The sequence below is a fragment of the Pseudoalteromonas sp. T1lg23B genome (genome assembly GCF_002964665.1).
Classification (GTDB): domain Bacteria; phylum Pseudomonadota; class Gammaproteobacteria; order Enterobacterales; family Alteromonadaceae; genus Pseudoalteromonas.
On record NZ_PQBZ01000042.1, the window covers coordinates 156,816 to 180,328 of the forward strand.

Sequence of the window (23,513 nt, forward strand, 5' to 3'; positions counted from 1 at the left end):
ATTAAACATGAGCACACCATACCTATTCATTGACCGAGACGGCACCTTGATTGAAGAGCCAATTACCGATAAGCAAGTTGATAGCTTAGAAAAGCTCAGCCTTCTACCGAATGTCATTCCCGCATTGTTACAGTTACAAGCAGCGGGTTATCGACTCGTCATGGTATCTAATCAAGATGGTCTCGGCACCGACAGCTTTCCCACTGCTGATTTTGATATCGCACAGAACAAAATGATGGAAATTTTCACCAGTCAGGGGATCACTTTTGACGAGGTGTTGATTTGCCCGCATTTTGACGCCGATAATTGTCAGTGCAGAAAACCAAAAACAGGCTTGCTAACTGAACTAATGCGTTCAGGTAAGGTCGACCTTGCCCGTTCATACGTCATTGGCGATCGGCAAACAGACATAGGACTTGCGCAAAACCTATGTATTGAGGGCATTTTGTACGAGAATAACTGGCCTGCGATTGTCACTAAACTGACCACCCAAGACCGCCAAGCCTGTGTTACGCGTAATACCAAAGAAACACAAATTTCTGTGGCCGCAAATTTAGATCAAAGTGCCAACGGAGAGATAAGTACTGGCCTTGGCTTTTTTGACCACATGTTGGATCAAATTCGTACACACGCCAATATCGGTTTAAATATTAAAGCCAGTGGTGACTTACACATTGATGAACATCACCTTGTCGAAGATGTTGGAATTGCTTTCGGTCAGGTGCTCAAGAGTGCATTAGGCACAAAGTCTCAAATTGCCCGTTATGGTTTTTCATTACCAATGGACGAATGTAAGGCCGAGTGCCAATTGGATCTTTCTGGTCGCGCATCATTTGTGCTCAATGCCAACTTTAGCCGAGACAAAGTTGGCGATTTAGATGTACAAATGGTTGAGCACTTCTTTAAATCTTTAGCAGATAACGCCCAAGTAAGCCTTATCCTCTCGGTATCAGATGGTAATTGCCACCACCAAGTAGAAGGGCTATTCAAAGCCTTTTCACGAGCACTAAGAATGGCTATTACACAAGATTTACAGCAACAAACTGCCAGTTCTAAGGGGTGTTTATGATAGCTATTATCAATACAGGGTGTGCCAATATAAACTCGGTTCGATTTGCTTTTGAGCGCTTAGGGGTCACTCCCGAAGTGATCACCGATCCAGCACAGCTGAACCATTTCGAACGTGCAATACTGCCTGGGGTTGGCCACGCTAAGGTTGCCATGGAACGTCTTAAGCAAGGAGGCTGGCAGCAAGCAATTGCAGAATATGAACGCCCATTGATGGGGATTTGTTTAGGTATGCAGCTACTGTGCGACCATACCGATGAAGGTGATATTTCTTGCTTAGGTATGATACCGGGAAATGTAGAGTTGCTAGATGTAGGTAAGCTAACCTCTCCCCATATGGGATGGAACAACTTAGCTGGGATAAAACCCCACGCTTTAACAAAGGGCCTGGACGAGACTCAGCAAGTTTACTTCGTTCATAGCTTTGCACACAAGGTCAATAATGCCACCTTGGTGCAAGGTGAATATGGCAGTCAGTTTTCGGCCATTGTGGCAAAAGATAACTACGCAGGTATGCAGTTTCACCCAGAGCGTAGCGCTAAAGTTGGCGCAAGACTTTTACAGAATTTTATAGATTGGCAGCTGCCCTAAGGATTGTAGATGATAATTCCAGCACTAGATGTACTACAAAACCAAATCGTTCGATTGTATCAAGGTAAATATGATACCGCACAGTTCTATGAGTTTGAGTTAGCCAGTCGATTACTTGAATATCAAAACAGTGGCGCACAAAAACTCCACCTCGTGGATTTAGAAGGAGCAAGAGACCCCAGTAAAAAGCAGTGGACGCAAATTCAAGCCGCAACAAAAGCACTTAATGTGCCTTATCAAGTCGGTGGTGGTGTGCGTAGCTATGACGATGTAAAGCAATGGTTAGACGCCGGTGCCAACCAAGTGGTCATTGGTTCCATGGCGGTAGACAAACGCGAAGAAGTTGCACAATGGCTCAAAGAATTCGGTGCACAACGCTTTGTTATCGCCCTTGATGTCAATAAAACCGCCACTGGATGGGCACCCGCTACTCACGGCTGGCTTGCCGATGGTGAGGACAACCTGTTTGAATTAGTGGACTTTTATGTGGAACGTGGCGTAATTGACTTTCTATGCACGGACATCAGTAAAGACGGTACCATGACCGGTCCCTCTTTTGAATTGTATCAGCAGCTAATTGCCCATAATAGCAATATAAAAGTACAAGCGTCTGGTGGCGTAAGCTCATTGGCTGACATTAAAGCACTGATCGACATAGGAGTGGGCGGTATTATTCTCGGTAAGTCTTTACTCGACGGAGCATTCAGTGTTGAGGAGGCATTAGCATGCTATCAAAACGTATAATCCCATGTTTGGATGTTAAAAACGGTCAAGTTGTAAAAGGGGTCAAGTTCAAAGGCCACGAAGTGGTTGGAGATATACTCGAACTCGCACAACTTTATAGTGAAGCTGGTGCAGACGAGCTAGTTTTCTATGAGATCAGCGCTAGTGTCGAAAAGCGCCTACTAGACGTTAATTGGGTAAGTAATATAGCCAAGCATATTGATATTCCGTTTTGCGTGGCGGGCGGAATAAAATCCGTTGCCGATGCTGCAAAAGTTTTAGAACAGGGGGCTGACAAAATTAGTATTAATAGCCCCGCTATTGCAAGGCCGCAGTTAATCAAAGAACTTCACGATGAGTTTGGCAAGCAATGTGTTGTGGTTGGCATAGACAGCTTCTACGATGAAACCACAGGTGATTATCTAGTTTACCAACTAACTGGTGATCCTAATGCCTCCAGCAGAACGCGCTACAAGACGCAACAGTGGGTACAAATGGTACAAGATTTAGGTGCCGGCGAAATCGTACTAAATTGTATGAACCAAGATGGCGTACGCAATGGTTATGACAATGCGCAACTGAGTTTAATTCGACGTATGTGTGACATACCGTTAATCGCCTCTGGTGGGGCCGGAACCATGCATGACTTTGCGGACGTATTTAAACAAAGTGAAGTTGATGGAGCCCTCGCAGCCAGTGTATTTCATAAAAACATCATTGATATTGGACAGCTAAAAACTTTTTTAAATGAGCAACAGGTGGCGGTAAGACAATGCAATTAACTCCAGATAATATAACCAAACTCGATTTTGATAAATGCCCGCTAATGCCTGCCATTGTACAAGATGCAGCCACAGGGCAAATCCTTATGCAAGGCTTCATGAACGAAGCCGCAATTGCTGCGACGTTTGAAAAGCAACTTGTTACTTTTTACTCAAGATCTAAACAGCGTTTATGGACTAAAGGGGAGGAATCTCAAAACGTTTTACGGCTAGTCAGCGCTCATACAGACTGTGACAACGACGCGATTCTCCTACTAGCAATACCAGCAGGGCCAACATGCCACCTAGGCACACAAAGTTGTTTTGGGGATGCCAAGCCTGCTACGAGTTTTTTGGCTCAGCTAGAACAAGTGATTGTCTCACGAAAAAGTGATGATCCGAAAACCAGCTATACTGCTTCATTATTTGCTAAAGATATTAGCCGAAGTTGTCAAAAGGTTGGCGAAGAAGGTGTTGAAGTTGCATTAGCAGCTATGAAGCAAGACAAAAATGAACTTGTAAACGAATCAGCCGACTTGCTTTACCATCTCCTTGTATTGCTGCAACGTAGCAACACCAGTTTGCAAGACGTAGTGGAGTGTTTAGAGGCAAGACACAAACCTTGTTAAATTATGGTTATAATATTTTATCGTGGTATGATTGTTGTTATAACAACAACAATCATACCGCGATAAAGCGTTTATTTCTTGCTGTTAATTGATTTACCGGCAACTTCATTCGCTTACACGTGGTTTATGCTAATTTTAAGCATAACCTTGGAGAGGAATGAAATGATAGATCAGCCCCCCATTTTTTTGATTAATTTAGATCAAAGCACAGAACGCTTGGAAAAAAGCAATGCGCGTTTAGCTAAGCAAAATATCACCTGTGAGCGAATATCCGGTGTTTATGGAAAAACGTTAAGTGATATAGATCTCATTAAAAACTATCAACCACTATTGAATCGTAAGCTGTTCTATCGCCCCCTCAGTAAAGGTGAAGTTGGCTGCTATATGAGCCATCGTAAGGCCTGGCGTACTATTGTCGAAAGAAAGTTACCTTATGCCATTATACTGGAGGATGATTTTCAAATTACAGGCAATCTACATGAGATGTTCGCTGCTATTAGCAAAATAGAAGTTCCGTGGCAGTTGCTCAAATTATCTGCTTACCAAAACCGCACCCGCGCCATTGCATTCTCATACCCAGTTGATAAAACCTTTAAGTTAGTTATTCACAAAAAGGCAATGACAGGCTGTTGCGCACAAGCGGTGAGTTATGAAGGTGCAAAAAAATTACTCGCGGCAACAGAGCGTTTTGCTCGCCCTGTTGACACCGACTTACAGCACGTTTGGGAAACCAAAGTGCCGGTTTATTCCTTAATGCCGTATTGCTTTGAGCAAGATTTAGATTTTGACAGCGACATTGATGCTATCGCAGCTCAAGACTCTCCCAAAAAACGCTTTTTCAAACGTAAGCATCTACAAATAAAAGAGAAAATACTCAATAAAAAAGCAACCGCAAAGATTATTAATTCACTCGTCGAACAACTTAATGCGCTAAATTAGTTATTTGAGTTATTTTTACTTAACTTAAGGTAAAAAATTTTTGACACTGAAGTGAAATCAACATACGCTTGCTATGTCAAAAATATTTTACTTCAGGTTAGGTTTTCATGACTCGGCAAGCATATTTAAAAGAACTATTACAGAGTATAAGTTTTAGAGAACTTACATTAAGCGTTGATTTGCTGGTAAGCACATACATTGGCTATTTCTACTTATCGAGTCTGTTTAGCGCGACTTCGGATCAACTGGCTTCATCTTCATGGTTATCAGCGCTTCTGCTACAAGTTATTACTTACAGCATCGTGCTTATGGTCTTGAGCTACTTACTGCTGGCATTTGTCAGTGACGATGAATTGGAACAGCCGCTAGATGTCAGGGAAAAGCAAATTAATTTAGTCGGCTATAAATACAAGGCATATATTTTACAAGCAGGGATTTGCATCGCTATTTTTCAATATCAAGCACAAGCAAACGGTTGGGGTCCAGCCGCTGAATATAATATCCCCTATCTACCCTTACATGTGATGGTGAGCGCGTTCTTGTTTGCAGAAGTTTTCACCTATGGCATCCAGTTATACAAAGGCCGAACGGGTGACATCTATGAGTAAATGCGCGATTAGCAATTCAATTCGGACACTACGGTTTTTACACAATGAAATGACCCAAAAGCAATTAGCGGAAGCCATTGGAGTAACGCGACAAACCGTAATGGCTATTGAAGCAAACAAATATTCGCCTACCTTGGAAGTTGCCTTCAAAATCGCAGCGGTGTTTAACCTGCCATTAGAGCAGGTATTTCAATATAATGAAAAAAATTAACTTTTAAATAATATTTCAATTTCTTAAAAAGAAACCATACATTCCCGTGGTGTAACAAACAGACATTGAGCACATTTTTAAATAAATATCACCGCCGTGTTTAAACTAATTTCTCGCTTGCTGCGACTAAGCTGATAAAACACAGGACTGTAACGTTATGAAAAATAAATTGTTGTCACTTGGTAGTATATTCACAACTGCCTTTTTAACTGCCTGCTCAAATCCCCCTGTTGATTGTGATGCCTTCCCCGCTCAAGAAGATTCAAATTACGTATTACCTTATCAAACCGGGGAAACATATAAAGTGTTAGTTTCGACAGGCCATTACAGAACGGAAAATCAAGGCGTCGGCCTATACGCGATTGATTTCGTTATACCCATCGGTAGCAAAATTGTAGCGGCCAGAGACGGTGAAGTCGTCTCGTTACGCGAAATATATCAAGACTACAACGGCGAAGATCTAAAAGAAAACTACATCTTTATTCGCCATGATGATGGCACTATTGCTCGTTATTTTCACCTTACCCACAAAGGCGTTTTGGTCAATGAAGGGGATAAAGTCAAAGCTGGAGAGGTTATTGGCTTAAGTGGTAACACAGGACAAAGTGGTGGACCACACCTTCACTTTGACGTACAAAAATGCGGCCCAAACCTACCACCTCAATACAATAAGCTTCCCTGTGGACAAACAGTACCAATTACCTTTAAAAACACCACCTTCCACAAATGTGGCCTTAAAAGAGGTGAAAGCTACCTTGCTCTGAAGAACTGATATCATAAAAACACTAGAACCCGCCCGAAAACTCTAGAGAGCGGGTTTTCCTGTGTCGAGCGGGTCACACGACCAATGTGGTTAGCAAAAAGTGTTCTACCCTATTTGACACCTTGTTCAGCTTCGGGGTGATCCACTCCCGTCCACGCTTTAAACAAACGCTGTTGCACGTCACTAGGAGACGCTATTGCTCTGACACGCTTTTGTTTATCAAAGTCTTGATCCAGTTTAACCTCAGTACTCTTCAACTTATCACGGCGAATAAAGTCTACCTTAACCGTCTCTCCTCCTTCAAAGTAAGTCAAAGAATCTAAGAGATTATCTCTAACATGATGGCCATTGAAGGCGACTATTTTGTCCCCAGAGGTCAGGCCCGCTTGCCATGCACTACTATCACGAGCCACATGCTTCAGTTGCAACAACTGCCCTTTAGACTCAGCAACGACGGCTAAGCTTGCAATAGGTTTCGCCCCTTCAGGACGGTACAACTCCAAGCCAACTTTACTCAGCAATACATCAAAATCTAAACTAACTGGCGAATCTACGTGTTGTTGCCACCACTGACGATAGTCATTACCAGAAACTTGCTTTAGTATGTTTTTCACATCTTCCGATGTAAATGACTTAGGCAGTTTAAACTGTTTATATAGCTGCCTGTGCACATCACGATAACTTACCTACCCTCTGAATTTTCGAGCAAATCTATATCCAATGCCATAGAGATAAGCGCACCTTCCAAATAGATGTTGGTACTGTAGTTGAGACCGTGGTCACCACCTTGATTAATCCATTTATCGAAACTAGTTTGCGCAGCAGACTGAACCTGTCGGCCAGGCTTATCTAAATGTCTATCAATGGTACTAGTCAGGTTTTTGAAAAATTCATCCGTTTTCATGATACCCGCACTCAACAATAAATAATCTTCCAGATAACTGGTAGACCCTTCAGAGAGCCACAATAGGTCACTGTAATTGGGGTTGACGTAATCATAGGGTACCAACCCTGCCGGACGGTAGTTTTTCACATTCCAAGTGTGGATAAATTCATGGGCAGCAGTAGACATAAAACTCAGATGATCTTCGCGCTTAGCGAACGTATCTCTGTGGCGCTGTATGATGGTTGAATTCAAATGTTCAGTCGCGCCTCTCGCATCGCTTGTCGCATGTACCATAAACACGAAACGTTCATAGGGGTATTCATGCCAAATAAGCGTGCCTGTTTTAACTAGCTTTTTGAGGTCATCTAAGATTCGTTTGGCGTCAAAGTTCCCCTCCCCCCATATAACTAGCTCATAATTTCTGTCATCAACGGAGAATTTATAGTGTTCATTGAGTCCAGTTTCGATAGGCGAATCAACAAGTACATCATAGTTTTCAGCAACAAACGTATGCTTGTTGTCCGCATACTCCATACCCGATACTGACCGCCATTGTTTGGGGACATCAAGTGCCACCTTAACGGGCTCTTGACGAAATGAATCTGAGAACATGAAAAAGCCTGATGCATCAATAAATGCGTGACTATCGTCGATGTGACGCACTCGTTTGGCAAGTTGATTTGCGTATACCTGATAACTTACGTTTACTTGCGCAGGATTATCGAGATGAACACGCCATGTGCTTTTATCAATTTTTTGCCAATTTAACGTATTGCCTTCATGATCTGTCGCATTGAAATAGCGAATACCGTTCGCAAGGTTCAATACTTCGTAGCGTCCGGTGCGCCAATCTGGTAATTTAATATCTAGGTGGGCTTGCGCGGATTTAGGAAATGACACTGAAACATTACCCAAATGATGCTCAGGCTGTTCTATGGTGAGTTTATACTCAACATCAGCGAAAACACTGAGAGAAACTAAACTAACTGGCAATAATAGATTTTTAAAATGCATATTGTAATCACGCTGTAACTAACTTATGCCCAGCATAACAAAACTATTAGTTTCCTAATTAAAAAACTCGGTGAATACACAATTTGCTTGGGTAACATGGCCCTAGCTCAAAATTCATGAACATGAAATAAAGAATTGATGTAAACTTAAGTTAAAACCCTGTGAAGATGGAAGTGGTTAAGATTGGTGACTAAAAACTCTGCGCTATTAGAAAAAAAACTAGAACAAACTATCAAGGCCCGCAAAGCGCTTGAAACCGCACGCAAGCATCAGGTAGAAGTACTATCACAATTTGCTGTTAAGCTGTCGCTTAGCTGTAAAGGTCAAGATGTGGCACTGGATAACCAATTAGCCAAGTTTCGTAGTGTTCTACAAAAAGGTATGGACTTTAAAGAGTTCGAGCCTTTGATCGAGAGTATGAACGAAACCCTTAAAAATCAGGAAGCTATCAATTCTGCAAATAGCCGTGCACTTGAGCAGAGCATTTTAACTGCCGGAAAGCAGCTGCAAAAAATCAAAGGATTACCAGATGACGGTCGCAGAAAATTGCGTCATTTATTGGATCATGAACTAGCGAATATCAATACAACCAACGACTACATTCCAGTGCTTAATAAACTTTCTGATCTTTATCTGCAAGCGCTGCAATTGAAGTTATCGCAAGCCAATGTCGCAGATGCACCGGAACAATCACAAGCAAGCCCAGAAATTGCGTCTGAGTTACTCAATTTGGCCAACGAACTAACCTTTGACGAAGATGTGTCACAAGAAGTTAAGGCTATTAAAGGCAACATCACACTCAATGATAATGTTGATTCATTGCTGGACTCATCGCTCAATATCATCAGGGTGATAGTCAAAAGTATTGCTCGTGAACGGCAGTCAGCTCAGGGTTTTTTAGTATCGCTTAACCAAACGTTGGAAGAGCTCAATACATCGATTGTAGAGACGACCAAACACTCACAAAACGTCAATAAACAAATTACCAATTTAAACAAAAAAATAGAAGCTAAGATCCAGAGTTTAAATTCGCGAACTCAAGAAGCGACGTCAATCAGTGAGCTGAAAAGCTTAGTTGATGGTGAATTAAAGATGCTGAGTCAGGATTTGATCGAACGTGAGCGTATCGAGCATGAAGACAAAAAAGCACTGTATGAAAGCTTTGAGAAAATTAATGATCGCATCAATGTACTCGAGACCAAAGTTAATACCTATAAAAAACGCTTGTCTGAGCAACGCTTTAAAAGCCTATTAGACGGGTTAACCAAGTTACCTAATCGCACCGCGTTTGATGATAGATTTAATCAAGAGTTTCATTTGTTCGGCGTTAATAAAGGCGATATAACTTTGGTAGTTATTGATGTGGATCACTTTAAATCAATCAATGACAAATATGGTCATAGTGCGGGTGACAAGACATTACAAGTTATTGCAAGAGCCTTGAAAAAAGCGATACGTAAAACCGATTTCATTGCGCGTTATGGCGGTGAAGAATTTGTTCTACTTATGCCAGGGATGCACTTAGAGCATGCTAAGCAGCCACTTGAAAAATTGCGCAATACCATTAAGTCGATCCCTTTTAAGTTTAAAGAGACGCAAGTACAAATCACCATATCTTTAGGCGCAACGCAATTTAAAGATGGTGATACCCCGCTGTCCGCTTTTGATAGAGCAGATAGCGCACTTTACGAGGCTAAAAATAGCGGACGAGACCGCTTATGCCTTCGTGAATAACAAGGAGAAGCCTATGCAAATACAGTTAAATCCAACTGGCGTACTAAATTTACTATCTCAACTTGAGGTAGACTTACTACAGCAGTCTTCTAATAGCGAACGGTATAGGTTATTTCGCAACTGCGCTTTAGCTGTGCTAAATGTAGGCAGCCACACTGACTCAAGCTCAGAGATTTACAATAAATATCAAGATTTTGACATCAGGCTTATTGCGAGAGAGCGTGGCATTAAAATCGAGTTGACCAATCCACCTGAAACAGCCTTCGTAGATGGTGAGATTATTTTAGGTATTCATGAACACATTTTCTCTGTGATCCGAGATATTTTATTTATATGTCAGCGCCATCAAGAGCAAATTAATACGCCTCGTGAGATCACTCATATGGTGTTTGATATGTTGCGTAACGCTGATGCGCTAGAAGTTAATTCCGACCCAAATATAATTACTTGCTGGGGCGGTCATTCTATTAACGAAGTCGAATATCAATACACTAAAGAAGTGGGTTACCAGCTAGGCCTCAGAGGGCTAAATATTTGCACAGGATGTGGGCCTGGGGCGATGAAAGGCCCAATGAAAGGCGCTACTATCGGCCATGCAAAACAAAGGATCAGTAATAATCGCTACCTTGGTCTTACAGAACCCAGCATTATTGCGGCGGAACCACCTAATCCAATCGTTAATGAACTCGTCATTCTCCCTGATATAGAAAAACGACTCGAAGCGTTTGTACGTACAGCACATGGCATCATTATTTTCCCTGGTGGAGCCGGAACAGCTGAAGAGTTACTTTACTTGCTAGGTATTTTGCTTCATCCAGAGAATGAAAAGCAGTGCTTACCCGTTATACTCACAGGCCCCAAAGAGTCTGCTGGCTATTTTGAGGAAATCTGTACTTTCGTAAAAAGTACGCTCGGCGAAGCCGCATTAGAGAAGTTTGAGGTTATTGTTGATGACGCAGCGTTGGTAGCACGAAAACTCAAAGCTGGCATGAAACAGGTGAGAGAGTACCGCAAGGAACAAGGTGATGCCTATTACTTCAATTGGACATTGAAAATAGACAATGAATTTCAAATGCCTTTTGCACCGACACACGAAAATATGTCGGCGCTAGACCTACACCTAAATCAACCTACTCAACAACTCGCGGCAAATTTGCGTCGCGCTTTTTCAGGGATTGTAGCGGGTAATGTTAAAGATGAAGGTATACAAGCAATTAAACAACATGGCCCTTATACACTCACTGGTGACACATCATTAATGAAAGATATGGACAAATTACTGCGTGCCTTCGTTGATCAAGGAAGAATGAAACTACCCGGCAGCAAATATACTCCCTGTTATCAAATAAAAGCATGAATCAAAAATTAGTACTTATAGATGCGTTGAATTTAATTCGACGCATCTATGCTGTGGATGAACAACACAGTCACCGTAGTGAAAAACAAACCGTGCTGTCATGTAAAAGCCGCGTGAGTCATGCGACTCGTAAATTACTCAAACTGACACAGGCCACCCATGCCATTGCCGTCTTTGACGGACAAAAGAGCTGGAGATACCACTACTATGACAAGTACAAGCACAGCCGCAAACCCATGCCACAACTTTTGTCAGATAACCTTGATATGATTGCTGAGGCATTCGGCGATCATGGTGTCACTGTTTACAAACCTACCCAAGATGAAGCCGACGACATTATTGCGACCCTTGCGAGTAAGGCCAAAAAGGCCAAAGTGCAATCTGTTATCGTCTCTACCGACAAAGGGTTTATGCCTTTGCTCGACACAAAAATTGAGATCTACGACTATTTTAAACGCCACTGGCTTTGCGATAGAGATATTGAAGAGCGCTTTAACGTTAGCAAACATCAGCTAGTAGACTTTTGGGCATTAAGCGGAGATAAGACCAACGATATTCCTGGCGTTCAGGGCATTGGCCAAAAATCTGCAGCTCAACTGGTTAATCAATATCCTCAGATCTCTGCTGCACTCGAAGACCCTGAGTGCAAGAAAGCATTAAAAAATAAGCTGTTGGCTGGAATGGAAGACTATGTGATAAGCAAGCATTTAGTGACACTTAGAACAGATATTCATTTGGGTTTTAACATGAAACAACTCAGGCTCACATGCCATGACGTTGATTAGTCGCAACTTGGTTTGTCGTCTGTTAAGCTTTGTTATACTCTCACTCCGTTATCCGGTGAGTTCTCTATGATCAAAAAAGTATTGCAGTACATCGTTTTGGGCCTTGCGGTTTATGCAGCAATTGTGATGTTAGTTATTAATTTTTACAAAGATGATCCTCAAGCCATGATTTGGCAAGACAGGGAAGCATTTAACAACCGTTACATCAACAAACTCAAACCTGACCAAGACATTAATATTAATGACGTGCTTGAGACATTAGGTAGCCCTGATCTGACATACGTTAAAAAGCAGCCAGAAAAAATGTTGCAAATTGTTTATTACCGCACGCAACTGGTCAAACCCGATGGTATCACCACACAAGATGAGTGCACCGGCCTGCTATTCGAGAATGGAAAATTAATCCTTTGGGGGCCTGCTGCAAGCGTGGCCTATGAGAAGGCATTGTAAAAAATGTCTGAATTTAAGCCTAGTCCAGCTCATTTAAAACGCCTTTTTGAGCATACACATCAGGCGCTTCGACTCTATTACAATAAACAGAAATGGCCCGCTATTTACCCTACGCTAAGTCAGCTTGCGGAACGCTTTGTACAAAGTTACCGCCATCAGCCCAACGCGTTACATGCACATTTACAGTTTTACGCCTCTGATCATGGTTATGCTACTAACCTCACCGTTAACCAATGTATTTTAGTGTGCGCGTTTTGTAGCGCCAACGGCTACGACGCTAACTTCACCGAAGAGCTGGTTATTGCCGCATTAAGCGATCATTTATGTTGCTCTAATGAGACCAATAAAGCAGCCAGAGGTGATGTACTCAGCACACAAGAAGCCAAACTGGTTAAGCTCAGGCATCAGTTTGCAATCACAATGCTGGAGAGCGCAAATGTGCCCCAAGGTCAACTACAACGTATTTTATCTCGTTTAGATAAATACACCACGGCCATTACTGGAAACAAATCCATTCCTTTGTATGATAACACCAGTATTTTAGTCACTTTAGCGAAGCGCATTGCTAAGGCCATCACACCTAGGCCAAAAGTGAAGACGTTCACGATTGTGCAAGCCCTTAAATCCCTTTACCTAGGGACACATAATGAATTCGCGCAAATTTCACTGTTAGCGTTAGCAAGGCAGATAACCGATTATCCAGGTGGTTCACTGGTAAACTATAAAGGCCAACAAGCGTTAGTGCTATCCGCTACACACGATGGTTTATTGTTAGTGTTACTTGATAACAACAATGCTGTGGGCATGATAAAAACCAGCAAGCGTTTTACCCCCCGCTATCGCCCCATAACCACGTCTGACAGAAAGCTGCTTTATTCCATTTGGTTTAATGACCAAATACCACAACCTGTTGAAATACACAGCCATCAGGACGCAATTTGGCAAGCGATAACCAAGCTAGGCCAACATCAATTTTTAGAGTTTAAAGCGATAGAAAAAGCTATCAAACCGTTTTATCAGATCACCTACGCATTACAGCAGGCGGCCAGACAGTATAACCGACAAGGACAAAAAGCCAGCACCGTACGTCATTGTCTGACTATGGTAGGGCTAGATACAGCAGGCCTGCTTTGCCAACGGGTCCTACTAGAAACACTGATCTCAGAGCTCCGTCACCCATTTGCTAATGACGTATGGCATAAATACAACCATCTTAACAAAATCATTATGACGCTACTGAGTCATGAACATTCAGAACAGTTCGAACATCTTCTAAGTCCCTTTACTGCTGCTATTTATTTCATGTTGTCTAATCATAGTTGCGCGATTCGAAAACTAGTGAAAGGAAATACTGAAGAGCTGAATGAAAAGAGTGTATCTATCGCACATTTATTTGGCTTTGTACGTCTAAACGACGCGCAATTCACCGAATTTTCTAATAAATATTTTGCCCATTCCCCATCTCACCAGGCATTTTTAGAAACTGAAAAAGCGGATAAAGATACGCTCAGTGACGAGGCGCGCCATCTGGTTGCAATAAAGCTATTAGCTAACCACACACTAGGAGAGTCTCAAGAGCTCAGTGCATGGCAAAGTCAATTACTTGAAGATGTAATCAAAGAGTTTCAATGGAACTCCTTGCGAGAGTTCTGCGATGCTTTTATTACCCATGGACCAAGCTGCAATATCGATTAAATTCGCGCCACAACCCCGCCTATTATTTACGCAATAAATAAAACATATAACAAGCATAAATGCTGTGTATACCCTATTTGTCATTCCATACTGGTATAAGTACGCATAAATTGTTATAAAACGCGCTTAAACTTTCAAGCGAACACACACCCTCCCTCTTTGTTTACTAAACTTCTCAGTAGTGCCCATTGGGTGTGGTGTATTATTTATTTTTGATAAAGGAAAAACCAGAATGGCTAAGCAAACCATTACCGTGATTAAAGGTGACGGCATCGGTCCAAGCATTATTGATTCAGCAATTGAAATCTTAAATGCAGCGGGCTGTGACTTTGACTATGAATATGTAGATGCAGGTCTAGCTGCGTTAGAAAAAACTGGGGAGCTTCTTCCAAAAGAAACGCTTGATGTGATTGAAAAGAACAAAATCACTCTTAAAGGTCCTTTAACTACTCCGGTTGGCGAAGGTTTCACTTCTATCAACGTAACGCTACGTAAGCATTTTGGTTTGTATGCAAACGTCCGTCCAGTTAAGTCTTTTGCTGGTACTAAAGCACGTTATGACGACATTGACATCATCACCGTACGTGAAAACACTCAAGGTATGTATTCTGGTCTGGGTCAAGTTGTTTCAGAAGACGGTAATGAAGCAGAAGCAATGTCTAAAATCACTCGTGAAGGCGCAGAGAAAATTGTAACGTTTGCGTATGAGTTAGCGCGTCGTGAAGGACGTAAAAAAGTAACGGCGGTTCATAAGGCCAACATCCTTAAGTCAACTTCAGGCCTGTTTCTAAAAGTTGCTCGTGAAGTAGGCGAGCGTTACCCAGACATCGAATCAGCAGAAATGATTGTAGATGCAACTTGTATGAAGTTAGTCATGACGCCAGAAGAGTTCGACGTGATTGTTACGACAAACTTATTTGGTGATATTTTGTCTGACCTGTGTGCTGGTCTTGTTGGTGGCCTAGGTATGGCACCAGGAGCAAACATTGGTGAGAATGCAGCTATTTTTGAAGCTGTTCACGGTAGTGCTCCTGATATCGCAGGCAAAAACCTAGCGAACCCAACGTCTGTTATTCTTGCTTCAATTCAAATGCTTGAGTATTTAGAAATGGGTGACACTGCTGACCGAATCAGAAATGCAGTAGCTGATGTAATTAAATCAGGTGACCGTACAACACGTGATTTAGGCGGAAACCATGGCACAACTGACTTTACTCAGGCTGTGATCGAACGACTTTAACGTCTAGTTGGGGACTGAATGATTCGGTCCCCCATCTTCTTGTTTTAAATGCTACAACTTTTGTAAATCTGAAAACACCTTTTTCGAATAAATAAATCCAACCTCCCAAAAACCTGCATAATAACACCCCTTAAACGCTTTAAATTCACAATAAATACGCAAAATAATTTAAATAATCTTAAAAAATGCGTTTTTTATGCACATTCAAAGAACTGCCCTTGACATGAGTTGGAAAACAACATTTAATAACTTGCGTAAACTAACAAATAGAATTAGCACCAAAATGAAACGTATTTTATCTAACCTACATGTCCTAGTCCTGGTCTTAACCTTAAGTCCAGCGGGGCCGTGTTGAGCAAATTTACGCTTTAACCCCGCAATTGCGGGGTTTTTTTTTGGGAAATTATCAACAGTTACAGCTAAAAACTGAGGAATGAGGATGAAAACAGAGCAATACAATGGCTCCGAGCTCGTTGTAAAAGCACTCGCAGCACTTAAGGTTGAATATATATTTGGGTATCCCGGTGGCTCGGTTTTGGATTTGTATGATGCGCTTTTTCAGCAAAGCGACATCGAACATATTCTAGTACGTCATGAGCAAGCAGCAACACATATGGCCGACGGCTATGCCAGAGCTACGGGAAAGGTTGGTGTTGTACTGGCAACCTCAGGACCAGGAGCGACCAACTGCGTAACCGGTATTGCCACCGCTTACATGGATTCAATTCCTATGGTGGTTCTATCGGGCCAAGTGCCTTCCAATCTGATCGGTGACGATGCGTTTCAAGAAACCGACATCGTAGGATGCTCAAGACCTATTGTTAAACATAGCTTTAATTGTCGTGATGCCGAGCAGATCCCAACGGTATTGGCCAAAGCGTTTTATCTTGCCAGTACTGGGCGTCCAGGCCCTGTTGTGGTAGAACTACCTAAAGACATCTTAAATCCATTACAAAAATTCAACTATACGATGCCCCAGAGCATTGAGATGAGAACTTATAACCCAAGCGTAAAGGGTCACTCCAAGCAAATCAAAAAAGCCGTAGAAGCCATTTTAAGCGCTAAACGACTCGTGATTTACTCTGGTGGTGGCATCGTATTATCAAATACCTCAGCGCAGCTAACGGAGTTGGTGGAAACGCTTAATGCACCTATCACTAATACTCTGATGGGATTAGGCGGTATTAGTGGTACTCACCCGAATTTCATAGGTATGCTTGGCATGCACGGCAACCTTGAAGCAAACAAAGCGATGGCCAATGCTGATGTCATACTAGCGCTAGGCGCTCGCTTTGACGACCGTGTGACAAATAACGTGAAGAAGTTTTGTCCAGAAGCAACTATAGTACACGTTGATGTTGACCCAACCTCCATTTCTAAGACGATAAAAGCTCATATCCCCGTTGTTGGTTGTCTGGCATCCGTACTAGAGCAGCTACAAGCTGCTATCGATAAGAGCCCAAGCCGTATCGATCGCAGTGCTCAAGAAGAGTGGTGGCAACAGATCACCCAATGGCGTGAACAAAAGTGCTTGTCCTATGACTTAGGTGTTGATGTAATCAAACCACAAACCGTTATAGAAAAAGTCTATGAAATCACTCAAGGCGACGCATATATCAGTTCAGATGTAGGCCAACATCAAATGTTTGCCGCTCAATATTATCCATTCAAAAAGCCTCGCCAATGGATCAATTCAGGTGGACTTGGCACCATGGGATTTGGTCTACCTGCAGCCATGGGGGTTAAGTTAGCTTTTCCAGATCAACACGTTGTTTGCGTAACGGGCGATGGCTCTATACAGATGAATATCCAAGAACTATCCACCTGTTTACAGTACGGCTTAGCAGTAAAAATCGTATCTCTGAACAACCGCTCTTTAGGTATGGTGAGACAATGGCAAGATATGATGTATGGCGGCCGACACTCTAGTTCTTATATGGAGTCATTACCAGACTTTGTGGCACTTGCTCAAAGCTATGGCCACATTGGGATCCGCGTTGACCATCCAAGCGAGTTGGACGAAGCACTAGAAAAAGCTTTTGCTATCACAGATCGATTAGTGTTTTTAGATATTCGTGTAGATGAAAAAGAGCACGTATACCCGATGCAAATTAAACTGGGTGCAGTTGATGAGATGTGGCTTAAAAAAGGAGTAAAAGCGTAATGCGTAGAATACTAAGTATCTTATTAGAAAATGAGCCAGGTTCTTTATCACGCATTGTAGGGCTATTTTCCCAACGTGCCTACAATATCGACAGCTTAACCGTTGGTACGACGGCCGACCATACTTTGTCACGTATCACCATTACAACGCACGGTGATGACAGAGTGGTCGAGCAAATCACTAAACAAGTTAACAAGCTTGTGGATGTACTGAAGATTATTGACCTGACGGAAGTGCCACACATTGAGAGAGAGTTATTGCTGGTCAAAGTATTCGCCAAAGACGAAGCTACCAGAGCGGCTGTTACACGTATTGCAGATGTTTTCCAAGGTTCTATCATAGACATGGGCAAACAGAGCTATACCCTACAACTGTTAAGTAATGCTGAGCGACTAGAGGCGTTTTTAGACATGCTCAGACATGAGAGCGATATTATAGAACTGGTTCGTTCTGGTGCTGTAGGTATTGGCCGTGGCGACAAAGCGCTGAAGGGCTAACTTTAGAGAAAACAAAGGGACCATGTGGTCCCTTTGTTACATTAACTTTTAACCTTATTAAGGGTTAACTTGGTCTTTAAGACCTTTACCCGCTTTAAAGCTTGGAATATTTGCCGCAGCGATTTGGATTTCAGCACCTGTTTGTGGGTTACGGCCAGTACGTGCCGCACGCTCTTTCACTGAGAATGTACCAAAACCAACCAGTGCAACTGAATCACCTTCTTTTAAAGAATTGGTTACGGCACCAGTAAATGCTTCTAACGCACGCGCCGCCGCTGCTTTAGAAATTTCAGCGTCTGCTGCCATCTTTTCAACTAGTTGAGCTTTATTCATTATTAGATTCCTATTCATTGAACATTTTGCCTAAGCAAAACCTATGTTTATGCATTTTAGTCAGATGTGCAACCATTTCCTGAAAAATTTAACTAAAAATTGTTAAAGGCCAGCAATGGCGCGCTTTCATAGCGCATTTAGCACAAATCTCACTAAACTTTTACAAACTAGCAAGCGCAATCAAATTACGCAATACCTTATGCGTGATAAATTAACTTTTCGCAAATAACCAATCATAAATGATGATTATAAATAAGGTACAAACGAGCCAAAGTGCGCCAAATGTCGGGTAGAATCGATATAAGGGCACACCAATCTCAAACACGCCAAAGTTACTTGCAAAAACGTAACTCAAAGGAGCCAAACCGCCCAGAATCACAGCACCAAGTTTCCATGGTAGTGTCAGCAGTGCTTTTAACGAGCTGTCAAACGTTAGAATTAGTGCGCCCCAAAGTACGACCAACCACAGTGGGAGCATCTGATGTGGATGTATTATCAAACCTGAATAAACAGCAACCAGCTCTAACGCAACCCCTAAAGGCAAGCACAGTAACAGCAAATAAATTTGCCTGACTTTATTTGTTAGTGTCAGGAGCAGCAAAAGGCAAACAACCAGCATCATCACCAATGCTTGTCCTTGATAAAAAAATGCCAAGAACCAACACGCCTGAAAAAGTATAAAGTTAGTAATCAAGCGCGCTAAGGCATTGTGACGAAACATAATTTGGCTTCCTCGCAACAAGATGTACCGTACTCGTTGCACGTTGTTTAAAAGCACCTTCACAGTAGCAAAGGTAGAACTCCCACAGCCGATAAAAACGCTGATCAAATTTGCTATGATCTAAAGTTGGCCAAGCATGCTTAAAGCGGCTGTACCAGTCATTTAATGTTCTTGCATAGTGCAAGCCAATATCACTGACACTATGAACCACCATATTAGTATTTGCGCATATTTGCTTGTTCAGTTCTGTTATAGAGACTAGACACCCTCCTGGGAAAATATACTGCTGGATAAAATCTGATTGCTTTAAGTAGTGCTCATATCTCTGGCAGGCAATGGTGATCGCTTGGATCAACATGGCCCCATCTTCCTTGAGCAACGCGTTACACTTCGCAAAGAAGCCTGATAGATAATCATGGCCCACTGCTTCTATCATTTCAATAGACACAAGCTTGTCAAAACAACCCTGCAAATCTCGGTAGTCTTGCTTGAGTAACGTAATATTGTTTTCTAACCCTAACTCACTAATTCTTTGTGAAACATATGCAAATTGTTCCTCAGAGATAGTCGTCGTCGTAACATGACAACCATATTTTTGTGCCGCAAAAATAGCGAAGGCGCCCCACCCTGTGCCTATTTCAATCACTCGTTCTCCTGGTTGCAGGTCAAGCTGCTTGCATATGGTTTCTAGTTTGTGTTGCTGAGCCTGACCAAGAGTGCTGGTCTTACTAGGATAGATAGCGCTCGAATAAAGCATTTCTTCACTTAAAAATGAGCGGTAAAGATCATTGCCAAGGTCATAGTGAGCAACGATATTTTTCTTTGCACCTTGCTTTGAATTTTTATTGCGTAGGTGGCGCAAGTTATTTACAAAGCCAGTGATAAACGCAAATTTTTTCTCAAACGCATCGAGCTGTGATTGGTTTTGCGCGAATATCTCTATCAAAGTCGTTAAATTTGAACAGCGCCAGTATCCTTCAATATAGGCTTCAGCAGCGCCAACGCTGCCCCCCAGCGCAAAAAGCTTAAACATCGCAGGGTCAACGATGGTAACAGTGCATTGAAGGTCGCTGCCTGCGGTTCCAAATTCGTAAGCCCGCTCTCCCATTATTACTGTTAAATGACCAGTTTGAATGCTTTCAAATGCTGAAAAAACCAGCCTACGATAGATTTTATCTATCCAGGAGAGGGAAATTTGTCTTTGAATTACAGTGGTATTTTCCATTTTAACGTCCCGGGTGTCCCACAAAGGGCACTTTTTTTAGAAACAACTTTAAAGCTTGCCAATAAATACTCTTGAAAATCGACAATGTCATCACAGGAAAACGCTTCAACAAAGCAGTTATATTTCTACGAACCAATGCTTGCTTCTTCAACCGCAAGGTTGCTTCGAAAAGTAACTGTTGCTCTCGCTTGTTTTCTATATGGATCAATGCCCTATCATTTTGAATTTTCACATTCCAATGATAGTCCATGTTTAAATCCATAAAAGGAGATACGTGAAAAGCTTTCTTAAAGTTCACTTTTTGGTTTAATTTAACCGCATAACAGTGTCGTTCATTCCAAGGCGTGTTACTCACTTCCGCTACCATGTGTGTGAACTCACCTTGGCTGTTTTGAAAAAAGAAAAAGTTCACTGGACTAAAATACACACCGAGACACCGTAACTGGCACAACAGCATTACCTTCTGGCAATCCCCCCCTTCGCCAAGCAATATGCTTGCTTCAAGCGCGCGTTCTTTAAGTGAGCCCGAGTATCCAGTTAAATAATCTCCTTGATTGAACTTCAACAATTTTCTGCCCGATGTCCCGAGCCACGGGTGGATGTCATTTAGCAGCTCAATTTCATCTAAGTCTATCCACGCCATATATAACGGATAATTAAACTTATGCTCAACAGGCGTGTGTCTGGTGTGCTTAATATCACCGATAAACAGGCCACTGTTTAAAACTTGTTTCAAAATTCAACACCGAGTTGCTTCGCTACATCCACAGCACTACGCACACCATCTTCATGAAAACCATTAAACCAATAGGCTCCGCAAAAATAGCTATGTCGCTTGCCATCAATTTGTGGCTTACGCTTTTGCGCCGCAATGCTCTTTCGATTAAATACCGGATGATGATAAGTAAAACGCCGAAGTACCTTAGACTCGTCGATTCCCTGATCATAATTGAGCGTAACGCAAAACGGTTTTGGGCTTTGTATTGATTGTAGAATATTCATTTGATACGTAACGACAGCGGCCTTGTCCGTCTGTTTATCTAATAAATAGTTCCAACTGGCCCACGCAGCTTTTCTCACAGGTAATAAGCTGTCATCAGTATGTAGCACCACAGAGTTTTCCGTGTAAGGAATTGCACCCAGTACTGCCAACTCATCTTCACTGGCATCTGCTAATAACGCTAATGCTTGGTCTGAATGGCATGCAAAAACAACTTTATCGAAATGGTGGATCTCACCATTTCGCATGTTTATCTCAACCCCTGCTTCGTTTCGTGTCACCGCACTAATGTCAGCTTTTAGATAAATTTTATCCTTAAACTCAGCCACTAATGGTGCAATATACTCACGAGAGCCGCCCGGAATAACGTACCACTGAGGGCGGTTAGCTATATCCAATAATCCATGGTTGTAAAAGAATTTCACAAAGAACTCGACTTCGAACTGAGCCATCTCTTTGATGCTAGTTGACCAAATCGCTGCGCCCATGGGAAGGATGTAATGGCGTTGAAAAAATTCATTAAACCCATGTAATTTCAACAACTCACCCAAAGTGCTAAAGGGAGCATAATCAGCGCTTTTGTGGATGCCTTTACACAGTTTATTGAATCTCACAATGTCATACAGCAAACGCCAAAACTTGGGTCGAAAAACATTGCGTTTTTGCGCGAACAAAGTAGCAAACGTATGACCATTATATTCAAAGCCAGTTTGCGTATTTTTCACACTAAAGCTCATCTGCGTTGGTTGGCGCTCGACGTTCAGTTGCGCAAGCAGCTTTTCGAAGTTGGGATAGGTTCTGTCGTTAAAAACAATGAACCCAGTATCGACTGCATAGTGCTTACCTTCAAGCTCTACATCCACCGTGGCGGTGTGGCCGCCAATATAGTCATTTTTCTCGAATACCGTTACATTGTACTGCTTATTCAGTAAATAAGCCGCTGTCATACCTGAAATGCCAGAACCGATCACTGCTATCTTTTTCAACGTTTTATTCCTTTCGATAAACACAGCCATACGTTACTAGGTAATAGCTGTAACAGTTTGAGAATTAGGGTAAACCTTTTTGGAAAATGGATATCTTTGCGGCGTTTACTAATACCATCGGTAATCGCTTTGGTTGCTTGTTCCACAGAAACGGCCATGGGCATTGGAAAATCGTTTTTAGCTGTCAGTGGCGTTTTGACAAACCCTGGATGCACAACACTGACGTCGACATCTGTTAAATCAACAGCGAGGGACTGTGCTAAATAGGTCGCTGCTGCTTTAGATGCACCGTAAGCTTGCGCCCTAGGCAACGGCAAAAACGCGGCACTAGAACTGACTATCACCAACTGACCACCAGCATTAACTTTGGGTAACAGCACTTCTAGGCAGTAGCCCAATGATAGTAAATTCACCTCTATCACTCGTTTGAACAACGCCCCATCGAAATGTCTGGCATCGTCTATATATTCACAATTACCTGCATTGAGAATAAGTATGTCGAGGCTTTCAACTACCTCACAAGCGGACCGAATAGACTCAGGTTGCGTCACATCGAGTTGAAGTGGATTGATATTGTCGCATTGTCCAAGCTCATCTAACACCTGTTCATTGCGACCACACGCGTATACCAAACCTTGCTTAGCATAATGCTCTGCCAACCCTCTGCCGATACCTGATGTGGCTCCAGTAATAAGCACCCGTTTCATTAGCTTGAGACCCTATTATCGATGATTCTAATCATATGCTTGAGAACGGGGATCTGCCTGTAAAGCATTGCTGCTGCGTCAAAGTAGTCGCGATGATAAATGACTTTATTGTCACAAAACCGCAAATGGCTATGACCTTTAACCCAAATATCTTTACCTTGATTCAGATGTTTATGGGCGAATCTCATGTTCCAATACACAAACCCGTTATCACTCACATCAAACGTCTCTAATATTTGAAACTCTATCGAGCTTACATTTGCGTACATTGCACAGAAATAGTCTTCAAGTTTGTCCAACCCTTGCAACTCATGCAGAGGGTCAACAAAGTGAACTTCGTCATGATATACCTGCTTCAGCTCCGACAAATTGTCTTTATTTAGCTGCTGGTACATGTCAATAAAACGCGCGGTTACCGTATGCATG

The 23,513-nt window shown here is 42.2% G+C and carries 24 protein-coding genes and 1 pseudogene; 17 read left to right on the forward strand and 8 right to left on the reverse strand.

Annotated elements, in window-relative coordinates:
• Positions 1–7 precede the first annotated feature (7 nt).
• The 9 genes from hisB to C2M32_RS17285 all read left to right on the forward strand — a co-directional run bounded on the left by hisB (position 8) and on the right by C2M32_RS17285 (position 6,302).
• Positions 8–1,069 (forward strand): bifunctional histidinol-phosphatase/imidazoleglycerol-phosphate dehydratase HisB, encoded by a 1,062-nt coding sequence (hisB, locus tag C2M32_RS17245; protein WP_105169560.1) that lies wholly within the window; start codon positions 8–10, stop codon positions 1,067–1,069.
• Positions 1,066–1,659, forward strand: coding sequence for an imidazole glycerol phosphate synthase subunit HisH (hisH, locus tag C2M32_RS17250; RefSeq protein ID WP_105169561.1), 594 nt, complete (start codon positions 1,066–1,068; stop codon positions 1,657–1,659). Before hisB ends, hisH begins: the two co-directional genes overlap by 4 nt.
• A gap of 9 nt (positions 1,660–1,668) precedes the next feature.
• Positions 1,669–2,403, forward strand: a complete 735-nt coding sequence (locus C2M32_RS17255) for a 1-(5-phosphoribosyl)-5-[(5-phosphoribosylamino)methylideneamino] imidazole-4-carboxamide isomerase (RefSeq protein WP_105169562.1) — start codon at positions 1,669–1,671, stop codon at positions 2,401–2,403.
• Complete coding sequence (gene hisF, locus C2M32_RS17260; RefSeq protein ID WP_105169563.1) at positions 2,385–3,164, forward strand: imidazole glycerol phosphate synthase subunit HisF; 780 nt, start codon at positions 2,385–2,387, stop codon at positions 3,162–3,164. Before C2M32_RS17255 ends, hisF begins: the two co-directional genes overlap by 19 nt.
• Positions 3,155–3,772: a bifunctional phosphoribosyl-AMP cyclohydrolase/phosphoribosyl-ATP diphosphatase HisIE gene (gene hisIE, locus C2M32_RS17265; RefSeq protein WP_105169564.1), complete on the forward strand. Its 618-nt coding sequence runs from the start codon at positions 3,155–3,157 to the stop codon at positions 3,770–3,772. Before hisF ends, hisIE begins: the two co-directional genes overlap by 10 nt.
• A gap of 162 nt (positions 3,773–3,934) precedes the next feature.
• Positions 3,935–4,711, forward strand: coding sequence for a glycosyltransferase family 25 protein (locus C2M32_RS17270; RefSeq protein ID WP_105169565.1), 777 nt, complete (start codon positions 3,935–3,937; stop codon positions 4,709–4,711).
• Positions 4,712–4,818: 107 nt separating this feature from the next.
• Positions 4,819–5,319, forward strand: a complete 501-nt coding sequence (locus tag C2M32_RS17275; RefSeq protein ID WP_105169566.1) for a hypothetical protein — start codon at positions 4,819–4,821, stop codon at positions 5,317–5,319.
• Complete coding sequence (locus tag C2M32_RS17280) at positions 5,312–5,530, forward strand: helix-turn-helix transcriptional regulator (RefSeq protein WP_105169567.1); 219 nt, start codon at positions 5,312–5,314, stop codon at positions 5,528–5,530. The genes C2M32_RS17275 and C2M32_RS17280 overlap by 8 nt, the downstream gene beginning before the upstream one ends.
• A 157-nt stretch (positions 5,531–5,687) precedes the next feature.
• Entirely contained in the window at positions 5,688–6,302 is a 615-nt protein-coding gene (locus C2M32_RS17285; protein ID WP_105169568.1) for a M23 family metallopeptidase, read from the forward strand.
• 101 nt (positions 6,303–6,403) lie between these two features.
• Here C2M32_RS17285 and C2M32_RS17290 read toward each other — a convergent pair.
• Positions 6,404–8,193, reverse strand: a pseudogene (locus C2M32_RS17290) (M61 family metallopeptidase).
• Positions 8,194–8,379: 186 nt separating this feature from the next.
• On the opposite strand from C2M32_RS17290, the gene C2M32_RS17295 reads away from it, so the two are divergent.
• From C2M32_RS17295 to ilvN, 8 genes are all read left to right on the forward strand, one after another.
• Positions 8,380–9,927 carry a GGDEF domain-containing protein gene (locus C2M32_RS17295; RefSeq protein WP_105169569.1) on the forward strand — a complete coding sequence of 516 codons (1,548 nt, stop codon included), beginning with the start codon at positions 8,380–8,382 and terminating at the stop codon, positions 9,925–9,927.
• A gap of 13 nt (positions 9,928–9,940) precedes the next feature.
• Positions 9,941–11,284 carry a nucleotide 5'-monophosphate nucleosidase PpnN gene (gene ppnN, locus C2M32_RS17300; RefSeq protein ID WP_105169570.1) on the forward strand — a complete coding sequence of 448 codons (1,344 nt, stop codon included), beginning with the start codon at positions 9,941–9,943 and terminating at the stop codon, positions 11,282–11,284.
• Positions 11,281–12,069, forward strand: coding sequence for a flap endonuclease Xni (gene xni / locus C2M32_RS17305; protein WP_105169571.1), 789 nt, complete (start codon positions 11,281–11,283; stop codon positions 12,067–12,069). The genes ppnN and xni overlap by 4 nt, the downstream gene beginning before the upstream one ends.
• A 66-nt stretch (positions 12,070–12,135) precedes the next feature.
• Positions 12,136–12,519: a DUF3192 domain-containing protein gene (locus tag C2M32_RS17310; protein ID WP_105169572.1), complete on the forward strand. Its 384-nt coding sequence runs from the start codon at positions 12,136–12,138 to the stop codon at positions 12,517–12,519.
• Between the two features lie 3 nt (positions 12,520–12,522).
• Positions 12,523–14,214: a hypothetical protein gene (locus C2M32_RS17315; protein WP_105169573.1), complete on the forward strand. Its 1,692-nt coding sequence runs from the start codon at positions 12,523–12,525 to the stop codon at positions 14,212–14,214.
• 232 nt (positions 14,215–14,446) lie between these two features.
• Positions 14,447–15,454 (forward strand): isocitrate dehydrogenase, encoded by a 1,008-nt coding sequence (locus tag C2M32_RS17320; protein ID WP_105169574.1) that lies wholly within the window; start codon positions 14,447–14,449, stop codon positions 15,452–15,454.
• Positions 15,455–15,893: 439 nt separating this feature from the next.
• Complete coding sequence (locus C2M32_RS17325; protein ID WP_105169575.1) at positions 15,894–17,618, forward strand: acetolactate synthase 3 large subunit; 1,725 nt, start codon at positions 15,894–15,896, stop codon at positions 17,616–17,618.
• Positions 17,618–18,115: an acetolactate synthase small subunit gene (gene ilvN, locus C2M32_RS17330; RefSeq protein WP_105169576.1), complete on the forward strand. Its 498-nt coding sequence runs from the start codon at positions 17,618–17,620 to the stop codon at positions 18,113–18,115. The genes C2M32_RS17325 and ilvN overlap by 1 nt, the downstream gene beginning before the upstream one ends.
• A 57-nt stretch (positions 18,116–18,172) precedes the next feature.
• Here ilvN and C2M32_RS17335 read toward each other — a convergent pair whose 3' ends face one another.
• The 7 genes from C2M32_RS17335 to C2M32_RS17365 form a co-directional block, all read right to left on the reverse strand.
• The gene (locus tag C2M32_RS17335; RefSeq protein ID WP_070982961.1) at positions 18,173–18,448 is read right to left on the reverse strand and encodes an HU family DNA-binding protein; all 276 of its coding nucleotides are present in this window, start codon (positions 18,446–18,448) and stop codon (positions 18,173–18,175) included.
• Positions 18,449–18,659: 211 nt separating this feature from the next.
• Positions 18,660–19,169, reverse strand: a complete 510-nt coding sequence (locus tag C2M32_RS17340; RefSeq protein WP_105169577.1) for a DUF2878 family protein — start codon at positions 19,167–19,169, stop codon at positions 18,660–18,662.
• Complete coding sequence (locus tag C2M32_RS17345; protein ID WP_105169578.1) at positions 19,132–20,394, reverse strand: SAM-dependent methyltransferase; 1,263 nt, start codon at positions 20,392–20,394, stop codon at positions 19,132–19,134. The genes C2M32_RS17340 and C2M32_RS17345 overlap by 38 nt, the downstream gene beginning before the upstream one ends.
• Before the next feature lies 1 nt (position 20,395).
• Complete coding sequence (locus C2M32_RS17350) at positions 20,396–21,130, reverse strand: DUF1365 domain-containing protein (protein WP_105169579.1); 735 nt, start codon at positions 21,128–21,130, stop codon at positions 20,396–20,398.
• Positions 21,127–22,380: an NAD(P)/FAD-dependent oxidoreductase gene (locus C2M32_RS17355; RefSeq protein ID WP_105169580.1), complete on the reverse strand. Its 1,254-nt coding sequence runs from the start codon at positions 22,378–22,380 to the stop codon at positions 21,127–21,129. Before C2M32_RS17355 ends, C2M32_RS17350 begins: the two co-directional genes overlap by 4 nt.
• Entirely contained in the window at positions 22,377–23,087 is a 711-nt protein-coding gene (locus C2M32_RS17360; RefSeq protein WP_105169581.1) for an SDR family NAD(P)-dependent oxidoreductase, read from the reverse strand. Before C2M32_RS17360 ends, C2M32_RS17355 begins: the two co-directional genes overlap by 4 nt.
• Positions 23,087–23,512: a nuclear transport factor 2 family protein gene (locus C2M32_RS17365; RefSeq protein ID WP_105169582.1), complete on the reverse strand. Its 426-nt coding sequence runs from the start codon at positions 23,510–23,512 to the stop codon at positions 23,087–23,089. The genes C2M32_RS17360 and C2M32_RS17365 overlap by 1 nt, the downstream gene beginning before the upstream one ends.
• Position 23,513: the final 1 nt, after the last annotated feature.

Excerpts from the sequence above, each read along its gene's own strand:
- C2M32_RS17365 (WP_105169582.1), bottom strand. The coding sequence starts at position 23,512 with ATGCATACGGTAACCGCGCGTTTTATTGACATGTACCAGCAGCTAAAT.
- C2M32_RS17345 (WP_105169578.1), bottom strand. The coding sequence starts at position 20,394 with ATGGAAAATACCACTGTAATTCAAAGACAAATTTCCCTCTCCTGGATA.
- ppnN (WP_105169570.1), top strand. The coding sequence starts at position 9,941 with ATGCAAATACAGTTAAATCCAACTGGCGTACTAAATTTACTATCTCAA.
- ilvN (WP_105169576.1), top strand. The coding sequence starts at position 17,618 with ATGCGTAGAATACTAAGTATCTTATTAGAAAATGAGCCAGGTTCTTTA.
- C2M32_RS17270 (WP_105169565.1), top strand. The coding sequence starts at position 3,935 with ATGATAGATCAGCCCCCCATTTTTTTGATTAATTTAGATCAAAGCACA.
- C2M32_RS17325 (WP_105169575.1), top strand. The coding sequence starts at position 15,894 with ATGAAAACAGAGCAATACAATGGCTCCGAGCTCGTTGTAAAAGCACTC.
- hisF (WP_105169563.1), top strand. The coding sequence starts at position 2,385 with ATGCTATCAAAACGTATAATCCCATGTTTGGATGTTAAAAACGGTCAA.
- C2M32_RS17275 (WP_105169566.1), top strand. The coding sequence starts at position 4,819 with ATGACTCGGCAAGCATATTTAAAAGAACTATTACAGAGTATAAGTTTT.
- hisIE (WP_105169564.1), top strand. The coding sequence starts at position 3,155 with ATGCAATTAACTCCAGATAATATAACCAAACTCGATTTTGATAAATGC.
- hisB (WP_105169560.1), top strand. The coding sequence starts at position 8 with ATGAGCACACCATACCTATTCATTGACCGAGACGGCACCTTGATTGAA.
- xni (WP_105169571.1), top strand. The coding sequence starts at position 11,281 with ATGAATCAAAAATTAGTACTTATAGATGCGTTGAATTTAATTCGACGC.
- C2M32_RS17360 (WP_105169581.1), bottom strand. The coding sequence starts at position 23,087 with ATGAAACGGGTGCTTATTACTGGAGCCACATCAGGTATCGGCAGAGGG.
- C2M32_RS17285 (WP_105169568.1), top strand. The coding sequence starts at position 5,688 with ATGAAAAATAAATTGTTGTCACTTGGTAGTATATTCACAACTGCCTTT.
- C2M32_RS17320 (WP_105169574.1), top strand. The coding sequence starts at position 14,447 with ATGGCTAAGCAAACCATTACCGTGATTAAAGGTGACGGCATCGGTCCA.
- C2M32_RS17315 (WP_105169573.1), top strand. The coding sequence starts at position 12,523 with ATGTCTGAATTTAAGCCTAGTCCAGCTCATTTAAAACGCCTTTTTGAG.
- C2M32_RS17280 (WP_105169567.1), top strand. The coding sequence starts at position 5,312 with ATGAGTAAATGCGCGATTAGCAATTCAATTCGGACACTACGGTTTTTA.
- C2M32_RS17340 (WP_105169577.1), bottom strand. The coding sequence starts at position 19,169 with ATGTTTCGTCACAATGCCTTAGCGCGCTTGATTACTAACTTTATACTT.
- C2M32_RS17310 (WP_105169572.1), top strand. The coding sequence starts at position 12,136 with ATGATCAAAAAAGTATTGCAGTACATCGTTTTGGGCCTTGCGGTTTAT.
- C2M32_RS17255 (WP_105169562.1), top strand. The coding sequence starts at position 1,669 with ATGATAATTCCAGCACTAGATGTACTACAAAACCAAATCGTTCGATTG.
- C2M32_RS17335 (WP_070982961.1), bottom strand. The coding sequence starts at position 18,448 with ATGAATAAAGCTCAACTAGTTGAAAAGATGGCAGCAGACGCTGAAATT.
- hisH (WP_105169561.1), top strand. The coding sequence starts at position 1,066 with ATGATAGCTATTATCAATACAGGGTGTGCCAATATAAACTCGGTTCGA.